We start from the raw sequence: 14,655 nt of genomic DNA on the forward strand, positions 1-14,655 counted from the left end.
CTATGAAAAAAAGACGGGTCATATTAGTAACCGATGGGGATGAGTTCGCCTATCGAACAATTCAATATATTGCTGGGCAAATCGGCGGACGCTGTATTTCTCGCTCTCATGGCAATCCCACCAGACTAGCCGGCAAAGAGCTGGTGCAGCTGATTTTACAAACCCCATATGATCCTGTATTCGTCATGTTTGATGATTGTGGTGCCATTGGTGAAGGAGCGGGGGAACAGGCGCTCAAATATGTGGCAACCCATGAGCAAATAGAAGTGTTAGGAGCGCTTGCCGTCGCTTCCAATACGCGTAAGCATGAATGGGCAAAAGTGCATGTCAGCATCGACCGTGACGGAAATGTAACAGAGTATGGGGTAGATAAAGAAGGAATTTGCGAGCTGGAAGTCGGACGGATTAACGGAGATACCGTCTATTGTTTGGATCAATTAAAGATTCCGATCATCGTCGGAATCGGCGATATTGGCAAAATGGGATACCGCGACCATATTAAATACGGTTCACCGATTACGCGAAAAGCAGTGGAGCTGATCCTGGAAAGGAGTGGTTATCATGCCGACCAAAACGAATAACATTCCTATTTTCGAAAAACTAGTCGACAATGAAAAATTTTTTAGAGAAAAAATTGGTATTGGGACAAGTTTTGATTTAGGAGTACGGAAGGTTCATGTATTAAACCGCGAAGTACATATTTACTATTGCAACGGTTTATGTGACACGCAATATTTAATGGAGCTGCTCAAACAAATTGTCCGCATTAATGACAATGAACGGCAGACGGAGCGGGCAAAGCAAATTATTGAAAATCGCCTTGTTCATCAGCAGGTAAGCCCGGTCACTAATTTAGATGAAGCAGTGGATAAGCTTCTGTCTGGTTTAATTGTCATTTTAATTGAAGGGGAATCAACAGGGTTCGTCGTTGACGTGCGCAGCTATCCGGGGCGGCAGCCGGAAGAACCAGATACAGAAAAAGTGGTGCGCGGGGCGCGGGACGGCTATGTCGAAAATATTATCGTCAATACTGCGTTGACGCGGCGTCGCATCCGTGATGAGCGGCTTCGTTTTGAAATCCTGCAGGTTGGCGAGCGTTCAAAAACCGATGTTTGCATCGCTTATATTAAAGATGTGGCTGACCCGGGACTGGTGGAGCTAGTAAAACAGGAGCTGCAGCAAATGAGTGTTGACGGACTGACAATGGGGGATAAAACGATAGAAGAGTTTTTAGTAAAACAAGGATATAATCCGTATCCGCTCGTTCGGTATACGGAACGGCCGGACGTGGCTGCCACCCATTTGCTTGAGGGACACGTTTTGATCATGGTCGATACATCGCCAAGCGTCATTATTACTCCGACGACATTTTTCCACCATGTGCAGCATGCCGAAGAATACCGACAGTCTCCTGCAGTCGGAACATTCGTGCGCTGGGTGCGTTTTTTAGGAATCCTGACATCGCTGTTTTTGCTTCCGCTTTGGGTATTGTTTGTCCTTGAACCATCTTTATTGCCGGATTCGTGGGCATTTATCGGGCCCAACAAACACACGAATATCCCAGTTTTTATTCAAGTTTTATTAGCGGATTTTGGGATTGAGTTTTTGCGCATGGCCGCGATTCATACGCCAACGCCGCTTTCTACCGCGATGGGGTTAATTGCTGCTGTGTTAATTGGGGAAATTGCGATTGAAGTCGGACTGTTCGTTCCGGAAGTAATTTTATATGTTTCTGTCTCCGCCATCGGCTCGTTTGCGACACCAAGTTACGAATTGAGCATTGCGAATAAAATATCCCGCCTAATTCTTGTCATTCTAGTGGAGATGTTTAAAGTGCCGGGACTTGTGATCGGCACAACGGTCTACTTGCTTTGGCTCGCTCATATTCGTTCCTTAAACACGCCGTATTTATGGCCGTTTATTCCGTTTAACCCGGCGGCGTTTATGCAAATTATCGTCCGTCGTTCTGTTGCAGGCGCTAAAGTAAGGCCAAGCATTGTTCATCCACAAAACCAACGCAAGCAGCCGTCCTAAATTTGCGAAAATGACGCGTGTGAATGATCCATATTGCAGCTGTCCCGCCGGCAAAGCGCAAAGCTGGCGGGCTTTAGCATGATCGATGCATAACTGGTTTTTATTAGTTCATCCACACACATGTTGCAACTTTTTTATAATTATGATAAGTTATACGTAATCTTTTCTCTGCAAAAAGGCAGTTATCCTGGATGTTAACTGTCTTTTTTGCTTTCGATATGCGTAAAAATTTCTTATATTGAATAATTTTATTTTTAGGGAATGAGGGATTTGTATGTTCTTTCATGGGACAAGCCGAGTCAATGACAAAGGGCATTTGGAAATCGGCGGTGTCGATGCGGTCGAGCTAGCGAAAGAATACGGGACGCCGCTGTATATTTATGATGTGGCTTTAATCCGTGCGCGGGCGCGCGCGTTTAAAGAAGCATTTCGTAAACAAGGCGTCGCAGCGCAAGTCGCTTACGCAAGTAAAGCATTTTCTTCGATTGCAATGGTTCAGTTAGCCGAAGAAGAAGGGCTGTCGCTCGATGTCGTATCAGGCGGGGAATTGTATACAGCGATACAAGCAGGATTTCCGCCCAAGCGCATCCATTTCCATGGAAACAATAAAAGCCGCGAAGAGTTAATGATGGCGCTGGACCATGGAGTTGGCTGCATCGTTGTCGATAATTTTTACGAACTGGAATTGCTAGAACAGCTCGGAAAACAATACGGAAAAACGATTGCCATTTTGATACGCGTTACTCCTGGAGTTGAAGCCCATACACACGATTATATTTTAACCGGTCAAGAAGATTCGAAATTTGGTTTTGATTTAAACAACGGTCAAGCGGAGCAGGCGCTTGTGAGAACATTATCTTCTTCCTCTTTTTCTGTATTAGGCATTCACTGCCATATCGGTTCGCAAATTTTTGAAACAACGGGGTTTGTGTTGGCAGCGCAGAAAATTTTCCAAAAAATTGCTTATTGGAAAGAAGCATACGGGTTTGTCCCTGCCGTTGTCAACCTCGGCGGCGGCTTTGGCATCCGTTACACCGAGGAAGATGATCCGATTCCGGTTTCCGAATATGTGGACCAAATCGTCAGTGAAGTGAAAAAACAAGTGAGCGAACAAGGTATCGCGATGCCAGAAATTTGGATTGAGCCGGGCCGTTCCCTTGTCGGTGATGCCGGGACGACGATTTATTCGATCGGTTCGCGCAAAGACGTACCGAACGTCCGGCATTATGTGGCCGTCGACGGCGGCATGAGCGACAATATCCGTCCAGCTCTGTATGAAGCGAAGTATGAAGCGGTGCTGGCGAATCGGGTGCTCGATGAAAAAAATGAAATTGTCTCCATCGCAGGGAAGTGCTGCGAATCAGGAGATATGCTGATTTGGGATTTGCCGCTTCCAAAAGCCAAGCCAGGGGACTATTTAGCCGTTTTTTGTACGGGTGCATACGGCTATTCGATGGCAAACAACTATAACCGCATTCCGCGCCCGGCTGTTGTGTTTGTCGAAAACGGCGAAGCGCAGCTCGTAGTGAAGCGGGAAACGTATGAAGATTTAGTGCGGCTGGATTTACCGCTAAAGACAAAAGTGAATAAGTAAGCAGACGAAAAAGGCGCCCTGTTTCCTTGGGCGCCTTTTTCGCTATTGATTGTTTTGCGGCTCGGAAGAAGAAAAGGCTGATTTAATGGCGTTCCAAATTTCCTTTAAAATGTCGATAATGTTTTGGATAAACGTTTTTCCCTCGTCTGATTGCAGAAAAGCGGATAGTTTGTCTTTCGCCTTGCTTAATTGATCATTTACTTGATTCCAATCAATATTAGCGTTTTTCATTTTATTGAATAATGAAATTAAACTGTTTATTTCATCTTCCGTTAACGTAATTCCAAGGTCCTTTGCTACTTTTTCAATAAGCGCTCGTAAATCAGCATCCGTTTGCGGCGGATTGTTGGCGATTTCCTCTTTTATTTTGGCAAGGAGAGCCACTGCTTTATCCTGTCCGATGGAATCTCCAAGCTTTGCGGTTTTTACCATTTCTTCCGTTGCTACTTTTTTCACCTCATCAGGAATCACTTTATCGGAAGAAACTTCATACGCTTTCATCAACCCGGTCAATGCAGCTGTGCCGGATACCGGAGACGGAGCGGTGACATAAATTTTCGCGTCTTTTACCCCGGCTGTAATCAGCGCGTTTGTATACATCTCTTTTGTTACCCATGTAATGTTATGTGTTTCCACGTCCAATCCGGAACCTTGGGCGCCGATTGTGATCATCGCTGATGAAATCGCACGCGTTCCAATTTGCGCTTTCGGGATTAGCCCATCGAGATATTTATGTTCTTCAGCGTTGGAAACGGTGATGATTTGCGCGTTATCCGGCGCGTTCATTTCTTCTAATACTTTTTGCTTTTGCGGCTCGGTCAAGTTCTCGCCCAACGTAATAATCACATCACCTTCCGCGGCATCGGCAGCCGCCATCGCCGGGAATGTAAAGAACAGCGCTGCAAGCAAGCAACTTGCCAATATTCGTTTCATAACGACATATCCCCCTTTAGTAAAGGTAAATTGATTATAACGTTTTCCGCCATTTTTTTCTACTAAAATGCCGTCTCTTGCATTTCCCTCACCATCCATTTTGTAAGTTTAACACTTATAGGAGCAGGAGGGGTATGTAAGCGAGAATACCATAGCTTCCATCATTTTTAAAATATATGCGTTTTTAGTGCTATCATTTTATTGTATCATATGCGTTTGGCTATATTGCTTGCTGGATCTGCCAATATCGATGTGCTATGTGAAGTTTCTTGCTTTTTTTATATCAACTATAATAGTATGATAATGATGCGTAAGTCAAAAAAGGAGTTGGAATGTATGGCGAAAAAAGGATATATTTTAATGGAAAATGGAGGAAAAATCGAGTTTGAACTGTTTCCAAATGAAGCGCCGATTACGGTTGCTAACTTTGAAAAATTAGCGAATGAAGGTTTTTATAATGGATTAACGTTCCATCGCGTCATTCCTGGGTTCGTCAGCCAAGGCGGATGTCCGTATGGCAACGGCACGGGGGATGCAGGCTATACGATTCCGTGCGAAACGGACAACAATCCACATAAGCATGTGACTGGTGCGATTTCGATGGCGCACCGTGGACGCGATACAGGAAGCTGCCAGTTTTTTATTGTGCATGAACCGCAGCCGCACCTTGATGGCATCCACACGGTGTTTGGCCAAGTGACATCGGGAATGGATGTAGTAAAATCCATGAAAAACGGGGATGTCATGAAAGAAGTTAAAGTGTTTGATGAGGAATAAACAGACGGAAAAAAGACTTGGCAGACGGCGGAGCTGTTAAGTCTTTTTTCCACGTCGTATTCAGATCATAGCAAGAGGTGAAAAAATGAAGCGAAGAAATTGGCTTTTATTTTTTCTCCTGTTTGGAGCAAGCCTGCTGTGGGGAGCGATTTACTGGATATTCATTGCCAAATAACGACAATGCTATGGAAGAATGGACAAATGGTTATCATGTGATATAATAATTAAAAATTAAAAAATTTCAATTTCATACCGGTGTATCCTTCGGGGCAGGGTGAAATTCCCGACCGGCGGTGATGAAGCGATGCGCTTCTCAGCCCGCGAGCCGTACAGGCACGATCCGGTGCGATTCCGGAGCCGACAGTATAGTCTGGATGGGAGAAGGATCACAACGTATAAATGATTGCCTGTTCGTGTTGCGTAGGCATTTCCCCTGCGCGGTTTCTGCCTTTGCTGCAGGATGTCAAGGCATTTCGAACGGCAGCTGTTTAAGCGGGGAAGCATCACTTTTCGCAGTTCCTTTTTCGTTTTTTTACAGATAGACGGCAACCATTTTGTTAAAAATATCCATAGGCGATATTTGTTTTTATGTCGGTCGGTTTATCTAAAAAGGAAACGAGCCCCGCTTTGCGTTTTTTACATACGTTGCTGATGATTCTACATAACTTTGCCCCAGGATGTTGCACCTGGGGCTTTTCTTTATGGGAAAAAGGAGGCAAACATGGTGCGAAGCGATGAACAATATATGCGCATGGCCCTTGAAATCGCCAAAGCAGGGATCGGACAGACGTCTCCTAATCCGGTTGTCGGGGCGGTGGTCGTGAAAGATGGAGAAGTGGTCGGATTGGGCGCCCATTTAAAAGCAGGGGAGCCGCATGCGGAAGTACATGCCGTCCGCATGGCCGGCGAAAAGGCGAAGGGTGCGACGGTCTATGTCACATTAGAGCCGTGCAGCCATTACGGGCAGACGCCGCCCTGCGCCGATTTGTTGATCGAAACGGGCGTCCGCCGCGTCGTCATCGCTACGACGGATCCGAATCCACTTGTGGCCGGAAAGGGAATCGAAAAGCTACAAAAGGCGGGAATTGAGGTACAGCTTGGCGTGCTGAAAGAAGAAGCAGATGAATTAAACCGCGTATTTTTCCACTATATTGCAACGAAAACGCCGTTTGTGACGCTCAAATATGCAAGCAGCCTGGATGGAAAAATCGCGACGTCGACCGGGGAAAGCAAATGGATTACATCGGAAGCGGCCCGGGAAGACGTGCATCGTTACCGGGCGCTGCACGATGCGATTCTTGTCGGGGTCAATACGGTGATTGCCGACAATCCGAGCTTGACAGTAAGGCTTGTGGAGGGCGGAAAAAACCCGATCCGCATCGTCTTGGATACGCATTTGCGCACCCCGCTCGATGCCAACGTGATCCGTGACGGCGCGGCGGAAACGTGGATCGTTGTCGGCAGTGAGGCCAGTGAGGAAAAAAAGAGACAGTATGAGAAAGAAGATGTAAAAGTGATTTCCATGGATAAACCTTACATCGATATCAAAGAATTATTGCACGTGCTTGGCAGAAAACGAATTACTTCGCTTTTTGTCGAAGGTGGATCGCATGTGCATGACAGCTTTATCCGCGCGGGGGCAGTAAATGAAATTGTCGCCTATTTTGCCCCGAAAATCATCGGCGGAAAACAGGCGCCGACGCCAATCGGCGGGGTCGGTTTTGCCAATATGGCGGAGGTGATGGAGCTTCAAATCCGCCAAGTGGAAAGGATCGGTTCCGATATAAAAATCGTTGCCATACCGAACATATAAAGGGTGAATGAAGGATGTTTACCGGAATTGTGGAAGAAATCGGCACGATCGAACAAATACAGCAGTCGGGTGAAGCGATTGTGATGACGATCGGTGCAAAAAAAATTTTGACGGATGTCCATCTTGGAGACAGCATCGCGGTCAACGGGGTTTGTTTGACGGTCACGTCCTTTACCGACCGTACGTTTACGGTCGATGTGATGCCGGAAACAGTCAAAGCGACGTCGCTCCGCACATTAACAAAAGGGTCCAAAGTCAATCTGGAACGGGCGATGGCGGCGAATGGACGTTTCGGCGGCCATTTCGTTTCCGGGCATGTGGACGGCATCGGCCGGATTGTCCGCAAATGGCCGTCGGCCAATGCGGTATACTACGAAATTGAAATTCCAAAAGAACTGCGCAAATATATGATTTTAAAAGGATCGGTCGCAGTCGACGGCACAAGTTTAACGATTTTTGGAATGACGGATCATACATTTACGATTTCCCTCATCCCCCATACGCGTGCGGAAACGATTTTAGGGGAAAAACATCCAGGGGATATTGTCAACATTGAGTGCGATATGATCGGGAAATATGTTGCCCAATTTATGAAAGAAAAAAAGGAAGCAACGCAATCGGCCATTACGCTCGAATTTTTGGAACGGCATGGCTATAAGTAAAGCTAAAAAGGGGGCACAAACAGATGTTTGATACGATTGAAGCAGCACTTGAGGCATTGAAGCAAGGAGAAGTAATTATCGTATGCGATGACGAAGACCGGGAAAATGAAGGGGATTTTGTGGCACTGGCCGAAAAAGCGACGCCGGAAGTGATCAATTTTATGATTAAATATGGGCGCGGGCTTGTTTGCGTGCCGATTACCGAAGAATTGGCGGACAAGATGGACCTTGCCCCAATGGTAAACCATAATACCGATTCCCATGGCACGGCGTTTACCGTCAGCATCGATTATAAATCGACGACGACGGGAATCAGCGCCTATGAACGTTCGATGACAATTCAGGCGCTGCTCGATCCTAACGCCAAAGCAAGCGATTTTAAACGGCCGGGACATGTGTTTCCGCTCGTCGCGAAAAAAGGTGGTGTATTGCGGCGCGCCGGCCATACGGAAGCGGCGGTGGATTTAGCTCGGTTATGCGGAGCAAAGCCGGCCGGAGTGATTTGCGAGATTATTAAAGAAGACGGCACGATGGCACGCGTTCCGGATTTGCGCAAGATCGCGGATGAGTTTGGATTGAAAATGATTACGATTAAAGATTTAATTCAATATCGCAGCCAGAGAGAAAAGCTTGTAAAGCGCGAAGTGGAAGTGATGCTGCCGACAGAATTCGGTCGGTTTAAAGCGGTCGGCTATACAAATGTAGTTGATGGAAAAGAACATGTGGCGCTCGTAAAAGGCGAAATTGTTCCGGACGAACCGATTCTTGTCCGCGTGCATTCTGAATGTTTAACAGGAGATGTGTTTGGCTCGTATCGCTGCGATTGCGGACCGCAGCTTCATGCAGCACTCCGCCAAATTGAAGAAGAAGGGCGCGGCGTTCTCTTATATATGCGCCAAGAAGGGCGCGGCATTGGATTAATGAATAAACTGCGCGCGTATAAGCTGCAAGAGCAAGGCTATGATACGGTAGAAGCCAATGAAAAGCTCGGGTTTCCTGCCGATTTGCGCGATTATGGCATCGGCGCGCAAATTTTAAAAGACCTCGGTGTGACAAAAATACGTTTATTGACGAACAATCCGCGCAAAATCGCCGGCTTAAAAGGACACGGCCTTGAGGTAGTCGAACGCGTTCCGCTGCAAATGCCGATGAAAAAAGAAAATGAAAAATATTTGCGCACCAAGTATGAAAAGTTAGGGCATATGCTCCATTTATAAGCAATAGTTCGTGTCTTTTGCTGTTTTGGATTATGATAAAATCGATGGGTGGAAAAGATAGGAGGTATAAGCAGTTTGTTAAACATCTATAAAAAGGTATAAAATCATGTAAATATCTCCTGTTATTTGTTATTGAACGCAAAGAGGCGGATGTTCTCCATCTTTTCCATCGTCTCCTGTCTTAGGATAAAAAATCCTCTCTCCCTTCCGCATGTAAAAAGGAAAGGAAGAAGAGTTGGCGAATATATGTTCTAAGGAATCCAAACAAGGGGGACGACAAGGGGATGAAAACGTTCGGGTGATGAAAATCGTTTCCGATGATGAATCACAACTTCGTTCATATAAAAACGAAAGTGAAACGCCATTTGGTTGCTGTGTTAGGATCGATGGAAGAATCCTACAAGCACTCAAAAAGCGGAATGAAACAACGACAATATCTAGGTATGACGCTGAAAAAGATCGAGAACTTCAAAGAGGAACATGAATGGCCATTATGGAACATTCTGCACAAATGTTGTTGGCTAAGTCAGTATCAAATTCAACTAAAGGAGGTGTAGACCTGGTTGCTAAAATCGTTGTCGTGTGCTGACCGATGGAAGGAATGGTGCACGACAAGTGCCGCCGCTGACAGCGAGCCACGGGGTGTCTTTCACGGCAGGTGAGACATGAGGGATTCCCTTTCTGATGGAACTCAGGTGTTTCCTGAGCGGCAAGCAGTTTTGCTGGTTCCACCGCGAGGAGTCGATTTTTACAGATTTTAGTAACCAGGACTAGCAATGAGAGTAATGGAAGGCAATTTAGTTGGCACAGGATTGAAAATCGCGATCGTCGTTTCCCGCTTTAATGAATTTATTACAAGCAAATTGTTGTCTGGAGCGCTTGATGGCCTGAAGCGGCACGGGGTCAACGAAGACGAGGTGACGGTCGCATGGGTGCCTGGGGCGTTTGAAATTCCGCTGTTGGCGAAAAAATTAGCAGAATCGAAGCAATATGATGCGGTGATTGCGCTTGGCGCTGTCATCCGCGGCGCGACAAGCCATTATGATTACGTATGCAATGAAGTGGCAAAAGGAGTTTCGCACGCAGCGCTATCGACCGGAACACCGGTTATATTTGGCGTGTTAACGACTGATACGATTGAACAAGCGATTGAACGGGCTGGCACGAAAGCGGGAAACAAAGGTTGGGAAGCAGCAGTAAGCGCCATTGAAATGGCGAACTTGCTGCGGACGCTTGCATAAGTTGTGTAAAAATGCGCGAAATAGTTCACAATATCATTAAGAACGTTTATAATACGTAATGAGAAAAATGACAAAAACTTTTCTGTTTTGGAAAAGTCTTTGTCGATAATGAGGGATTTTTTATGCTGATTCGTTATCGGAAAAACTATGAAAAGATTGCCATGGGGCTTCTGTCGTTCATGCCGACAGAAAAAGATCTAAAAAAGCTGCAGCAAACGATCAAACAGTATGAAACAAACGACGACTGGCAACTGTTTTTATGGAAAGAAGACGATGACATTGTCGGCATTATCGGAGTACTGTTGCGCGATCAAGACGTTGTCGAAATCCAGCATATCAGCGTCAACCCTTCGCACCGCCATCAGGGGATTGGAAAGCAAATGGTCAAAGCTCTAAAAGATATGTATCCAAACCATCGATTGCAGGGAAATGAATTTACCTCGGCCTTTTTCGATAAATGCGAGTGTTAACACCAATGCAAAAGAGCTGCCGCTTAACGGTCCGGCAGCTCTTTATTCTTTCTTTTTCTTTCTCGAGCCGCGATCACTTCCGTGCGGTCGCGCAATTTATGCTTGTGCATTAAATAAACATTGTTTAAGTCGCTTGCTTGTCCCCAAGTAAGCCCCTGTTTTTCACATATCGTTTGACATATTTTCCGCAATGTTTCATCGCGAATTGGCAGTTTGATGCTTTCATATTCTTTATTTTGCATAATCCGTTCCATATAGCGTTCGAGCTGTTCGGCAAGCAGCTGTTCATCCAGACCCAGTCCATGGATGGCTCGCTCTTCTTTTTCTAAAAGCGATCGCGCTTTTTGCATCATGCGCAGCGCCCCTTGATTGTTGCCGCGGCGATGATGGTACAGCGCGACGGCAATTTGAATAAGCACCACCCATACTTTTTTGTAACCATCTTTTTTCCAATGTTCTTCTAATATTTCATGACACTCGAAATAATCGCGGTCGGTATGAAAATGAACTAAATAACGGATATAGGCTTCAGGGATACATGACTTCACGACCTTTCCTATTGTTGTATCCATATGGTATCCATTGTATCATATTAGTCGTAAAAAATTGCTTGGACAATGCCAGATTATCGTCTATACTTATCGATAGTGTCATAAAATGGTGGGATGAACGTGCAATATAACGTGAAAATTGATGCGTTTGAAGGTCCGCTTGACCTTTTACTGCATTTAATTAATCGCTATGAAATTGATATTTATGATATTCCAGTCGCGCAAATTACCGAGCAGTATATGGAGTATATTCATACGATGCAAGAATTGCAGTTGGATATCGCCAGTGAATATTTAGTGATGGCGGCAACGCTGTTGGCGATCAAAAGCAAAATGCTGCTGCCGAAACATGAGGAAGAAATATTGGACGAAGGAATGGAGCTGCCGGAAAGTGACCCGCGTGAAGAACTGATGCAGCGGCTGTTAGAATATAAAAAATATAAAGAAGCGGCGCAGGAGTTAAAAAAGAAGGAAGAAGAACGGGCGCTTTTATTTACGAAGCCGCCGAGTGATTTAAGCATATACGCGGACGAAAAGGAACTGATGCAGCGGCCGCTTCAAGTCAATGTGTACGACATGCTTGGCGCGCTCTCCAAGCTGTTGCGCCGTAAAAAATTGCAAAAGCCGCTGCGGACAAAAATCGCCCGGCAAGACATTTCCATTGAAAAGCGCATGGAAGAAATTTTACAAGAGCTAAAGCGCACGAAAACGCGCAAAAATTTTTATGATTTATTTCCGTATTATGACCGTGGATATATTGTCGTCACGTTTTTAGCGATTTTAGAGCTGATGAAAAAAAACGCAATCATTATTGAACAAGAACGGAATTTTGCCGACATTTTCATCTCTAGCAATGAAAGGATGGAATAACATGGAGATGAGCGAATATAAAGCGATTGTCGAAGGGCTGTTGTTTGCGGCCGGCGACGAGGGGCTGTCCCTTCAGCAAATCGCTTCCGTATTAGAAATCAAAGAGGAGCAGGCGAAAGAGATTATTTCTGCTTTAAAAGAAGAGTATGAACGCGGGCAGCGCGGCATTCAGCTTGTGGAGTTGGCGGGGGTGTTTCAGCTGGCGACGAAAAAAGAACATGCCCCTTATTTAAAAAAGCTTGTCGAATCGCCTAGCTCTACTTCATTGTCGCAAGCGGCGCTCGAAACGCTGGCAATTATTGCGTACCGCCAGCCGATCACCAGGGCGGAAATCGAAGAAATCCGCGGGGTGAAAAGCGACAAGCCGATCCAAACGTTAATGGCGAGAGCGCTGATCAAAGAAGTCGGGCGTGCGGAAGGAACAGGACGCCCGATTTTATATGGCACGACAAAAGAATTTTTGGACTACTTTGGGCTCAAAACGTTAGAGGAACTGCCCCCGCTTCCGGAATTACAGGCGGACGGCGAAATGGAGAAGGAAGCGGATTTATTTTTTGAAAAATTTGAAGAAAATTTTAACGAGTCAACGTGAGTATGATAAGATAAGAGTAAAGGGGGCATATCGTTTCGGATGTGAATAAGGGGGCCGTTTTATGCAAATTTGCCGCTTGCAAGGGCATGAACTGGAAAAATCGCAATCGAATACGTTTGAGGATTATTTCAACCGTTCAGAAGTAACGTTTCGTGAAGACGGAGTGGAAAAGACGCTTCATGTCTTATATTTGCGTTATTTTGAGCAATCCATTTCCGCGTATACGCCATATGAGGGAGATCCGATTTTTGCTGTTCCAGGGCGTGACGTTTATTTCCGCGACATTGTTGCCTTTGTCTGCTTATTGCAAAACCCGAGCTTTCGCCACCGCAAACGCGTATATATCAATGAGGAAGAAGAATTCCGCCGCTATTTTGCGCACATGGACTTTACGAAACTGCCGGAACTATTTACGGAGCTGGAGACAAAAGGGCAATATTCATTATCGTCGCCGCTCCTTTTTGTCCGTCAGCCATCTTAAACTAAGCAACGGGGGTTTTTCTGTATGGCAAACTCAATCGTTTTCCAGCAAACGAAACAAGTTGAAGCTTTTTTGCAAAACATGGTGCAGACGCTTACCGATTATTTAAACGAGACGACGCTGTCCAAACTATTGGAAGAACAAAGAGATGGGGATAAAGCATATTATCAATTGCTGCTTTCCAATTTGCGCCGCCTTGTTGTCTATTGTGAAGAGGGGCTTGATGCGTGCCGCATCGTATTGAGTGAAGAGCCGTTTCGCAAAACGGCGGCGGAAAAGACGCTGTATCGCGTTTATCATTTATGTGTCGCGGAATATTTTACGCCGAAAAGCGATGCCTGGTATGAAGACAGTCGTTCTGCATACACGGGGCGCAACTCGCTGAAATTTCGCCAAACTCCTCCTCCTTCGTTCAAGAAGCTGTTGCTGTCGCTGGAAAGCGAATTTCAGACGATTCGCGAAGAGTTGGAATTTTATGAAACAGACTATCGCACGAAGGCGATTCAATCCAAATAGGCAGGCTGTCCCCATAGGCGGGGCAGCTTTTTTTTCGTTATTCTACCCGTGGTTTCGTTGGATCGCAGACAGGCGGCTTTACTTCCGCCGTCGTTTCCGCTAATTTTTGCAAATAATAACATTCTTCCCTTGCCATATGGTCCGCCATCAGCGGCGTCAGGACGCCAAGCACTTCTTTGTTCAGCTCCATTTCTTCCAATTCACGTAAAAAGCACTGAAAAATAACCATTTCCAATTCAATGTCGTGATGGAAGCGATGCAGTGCTGGAAACTGATAAATATGGGCCCGTAAATACCCGGCCATTTCGATCGCTTTTAAGTAAAGCTCTTCCCATTCTTTTGCAAATACATGGCTCTGTCGTTTCAAATTTTTTTCCGCATGGTCAAGGCGGTCATGGATCGCATCGGCATGACCAGCAGCGTCAAGCAGCCATAACAAATCATGATGAAGCGGATGGACGCTAGGCGGACGCTTTCCTTGCGCGTAATAGCCGGCAAGTCGCAGCCATTCTTCCAATTCATTTACCATATGATTGACGAAAGTGGGAGGAAGGGAAAAGCTGATTTTTTCTGTCAAAAGTCGTTTCAACAAATGAAGTTTAAATGCCCGCAGCTGTTCACTCGCCTCTTTTCCGCGCTGAATAAGCGCAGTCCAAGATTCTGCTGGCGGTCGGCGCGCTTCTTCTAACAGTTCATCAAATACATGCATGAATCGTTTCGCTTGATCGATTTCCGCTTTTTCTTTTTCTGCTAAAGATTCAAGAATAAATCGACAATGATCGCCAAGAATTTGCATCCAAAAGCGCATTTCCCATAATGCTTCTTGTTCCAATGTTTTGTTCATTTGTTCCTCACCTCGATTTTATATGTATGAACGTAAAGGAAATGGGTGAATGCGGACAAG

General features: G+C 45.6%; 16 protein-coding genes and 1 riboswitch. Of the genes, 13 read left to right on the top strand and 3 right to left on the bottom strand.

Features of this window, described 5'->3' with window-relative positions; translation table 11 throughout:
* Positions 1-2 precede the first annotated feature (2 nt).
* The 3 genes from spoVAEA to lysA all read left to right on the top strand — a co-directional run bounded on the left by spoVAEA (position 3) and on the right by lysA (position 3,628).
* Entirely contained in the window at positions 3-581 is a 579-nt protein-coding gene (spoVAEA, locus tag HT574_RS14040; protein ID WP_175245071.1) for a stage V sporulation protein SpoVABEA, read from the top strand.
* Positions 562-2,034, top strand: a complete 1,473-nt coding sequence (locus tag HT574_RS14045; protein ID WP_017435288.1) for a spore germination protein — start codon at positions 562-564, stop codon at positions 2,032-2,034. The genes spoVAEA and HT574_RS14045 overlap by 20 nt, the downstream gene beginning before the upstream one ends.
* Positions 2,035-2,308: 274 nt before the next feature.
* On the top strand, positions 2,309-3,628 hold the full coding sequence (gene lysA / locus HT574_RS14050; RefSeq protein WP_175245072.1) for a diaminopimelate decarboxylase: 1,320 nt from the start codon (positions 2,309-2,311) through the stop codon (positions 3,626-3,628).
* A 42-nt stretch (positions 3,629-3,670) separates the two neighbouring features.
* Here lysA and HT574_RS14055 read toward each other — a convergent pair whose 3' ends face one another.
* On the bottom strand, positions 3,671-4,561 hold the full coding sequence (locus HT574_RS14055; protein WP_017435290.1) for a DUF1002 domain-containing protein: 891 nt from the start codon (positions 4,559-4,561) through the stop codon (positions 3,671-3,673).
* 336 nt (positions 4,562-4,897) lie between these two features.
* Here HT574_RS14055 and HT574_RS14060 point away from each other — a divergent pair, with 336 nt between their 5' ends.
* The 6 genes from HT574_RS14060 (at position 4,898) to HT574_RS14085 (ending at position 10,741) form a co-directional block, all read left to right on the top strand.
* Positions 4,898-5,338 carry a peptidylprolyl isomerase gene (locus HT574_RS14060; RefSeq protein ID WP_175245073.1) on the top strand — a complete coding sequence of 147 codons (441 nt, stop codon included), beginning with the start codon at positions 4,898-4,900 and terminating at the stop codon, positions 5,336-5,338.
* 256 nt (positions 5,339-5,594) lie between these two features.
* Positions 5,595-5,728, top strand: a riboswitch (FMN riboswitch).
* 331 nt (positions 5,729-6,059) lie between these two features.
* Entirely contained in the window at positions 6,060-7,151 is a 1,092-nt protein-coding gene (ribD, locus tag HT574_RS14065) for a bifunctional diaminohydroxyphosphoribosylaminopyrimidine deaminase/5-amino-6-(5-phosphoribosylamino)uracil reductase RibD (RefSeq protein ID WP_175245074.1), read from the top strand.
* Positions 7,152-7,165: 14 nt separating this feature from the next.
* A complete protein-coding gene (gene ribE, locus HT574_RS14070; RefSeq protein ID WP_175245075.1) occupies positions 7,166-7,813 on the top strand; it encodes a riboflavin synthase in 648 nt (215 codons plus the stop codon).
* A gap of 23 nt (positions 7,814-7,836) precedes the next feature.
* A complete protein-coding gene (locus HT574_RS14075; protein WP_175245076.1) occupies positions 7,837-9,030 on the top strand; it encodes a bifunctional 3,4-dihydroxy-2-butanone-4-phosphate synthase/GTP cyclohydrolase II in 1,194 nt (397 codons plus the stop codon).
* A gap of 776 nt (positions 9,031-9,806) precedes the next feature.
* On the top strand, positions 9,807-10,271 hold the full coding sequence (gene ribH, locus HT574_RS14080) for a 6,7-dimethyl-8-ribityllumazine synthase (protein WP_042408421.1): 465 nt from the start codon (positions 9,807-9,809) through the stop codon (positions 10,269-10,271).
* A gap of 122 nt (positions 10,272-10,393) precedes the next feature.
* Positions 10,394-10,741, top strand: coding sequence for a GNAT family N-acetyltransferase (locus tag HT574_RS14085; RefSeq protein WP_175245077.1), 348 nt, complete (start codon positions 10,394-10,396; stop codon positions 10,739-10,741).
* A 23-nt stretch (positions 10,742-10,764) separates the two neighbouring features.
* Here HT574_RS14085 and HT574_RS14090 read toward each other — a convergent pair whose 3' ends face one another.
* On the bottom strand, positions 10,765-11,313 hold the full coding sequence (locus HT574_RS14090; protein WP_175245078.1) for a DUF309 domain-containing protein: 549 nt from the start codon (positions 11,311-11,313) through the stop codon (positions 10,765-10,767).
* Positions 11,314-11,406: 93 nt separating this feature from the next.
* On the opposite strand from HT574_RS14090, the gene HT574_RS14095 reads away from it, so the two are divergent.
* The 4 genes from HT574_RS14095 (at position 11,407) to HT574_RS14110 (ending at position 13,751) form a co-directional block, all read left to right on the top strand.
* Positions 11,407-12,162 (top strand): segregation/condensation protein A, encoded by a 756-nt coding sequence (locus HT574_RS14095; protein WP_026078473.1) that lies wholly within the window; start codon positions 11,407-11,409, stop codon positions 12,160-12,162.
* A gap of 1 nt (position 12,163) precedes the next feature.
* The gene (scpB, locus tag HT574_RS14100) at positions 12,164-12,754 is read left to right on the top strand and encodes an SMC-Scp complex subunit ScpB (protein ID WP_017435301.1); all 591 of its coding nucleotides are present in this window, start codon (positions 12,164-12,166) and stop codon (positions 12,752-12,754) included.
* Between the two features lie 61 nt (positions 12,755-12,815).
* Positions 12,816-13,235, top strand: a complete 420-nt coding sequence (locus tag HT574_RS14105; RefSeq protein WP_042408413.1) for a hypothetical protein — start codon at positions 12,816-12,818, stop codon at positions 13,233-13,235.
* A gap of 24 nt (positions 13,236-13,259) precedes the next feature.
* Positions 13,260-13,751 (top strand): YpuI family protein, encoded by a 492-nt coding sequence (locus HT574_RS14110; protein ID WP_175245079.1) that lies wholly within the window; start codon positions 13,260-13,262, stop codon positions 13,749-13,751.
* 37 nt (positions 13,752-13,788) lie between these two features.
* Here HT574_RS14110 and HT574_RS14115 read toward each other — a convergent pair whose 3' ends face one another.
* On the bottom strand, positions 13,789-14,595 hold the full coding sequence (locus HT574_RS14115; RefSeq protein ID WP_175245080.1) for a DUF2935 domain-containing protein: 807 nt from the start codon (positions 14,593-14,595) through the stop codon (positions 13,789-13,791).
* Positions 14,596-14,655 lie beyond the last annotated feature (60 nt).

This window comes from Parageobacillus sp. VR-IP, from assembly GCF_013357975.1.
GTDB lineage: Bacteria > Bacillota > Bacilli > Bacillales > Anoxybacillaceae > Saccharococcus > Saccharococcus caldoxylosilyticus.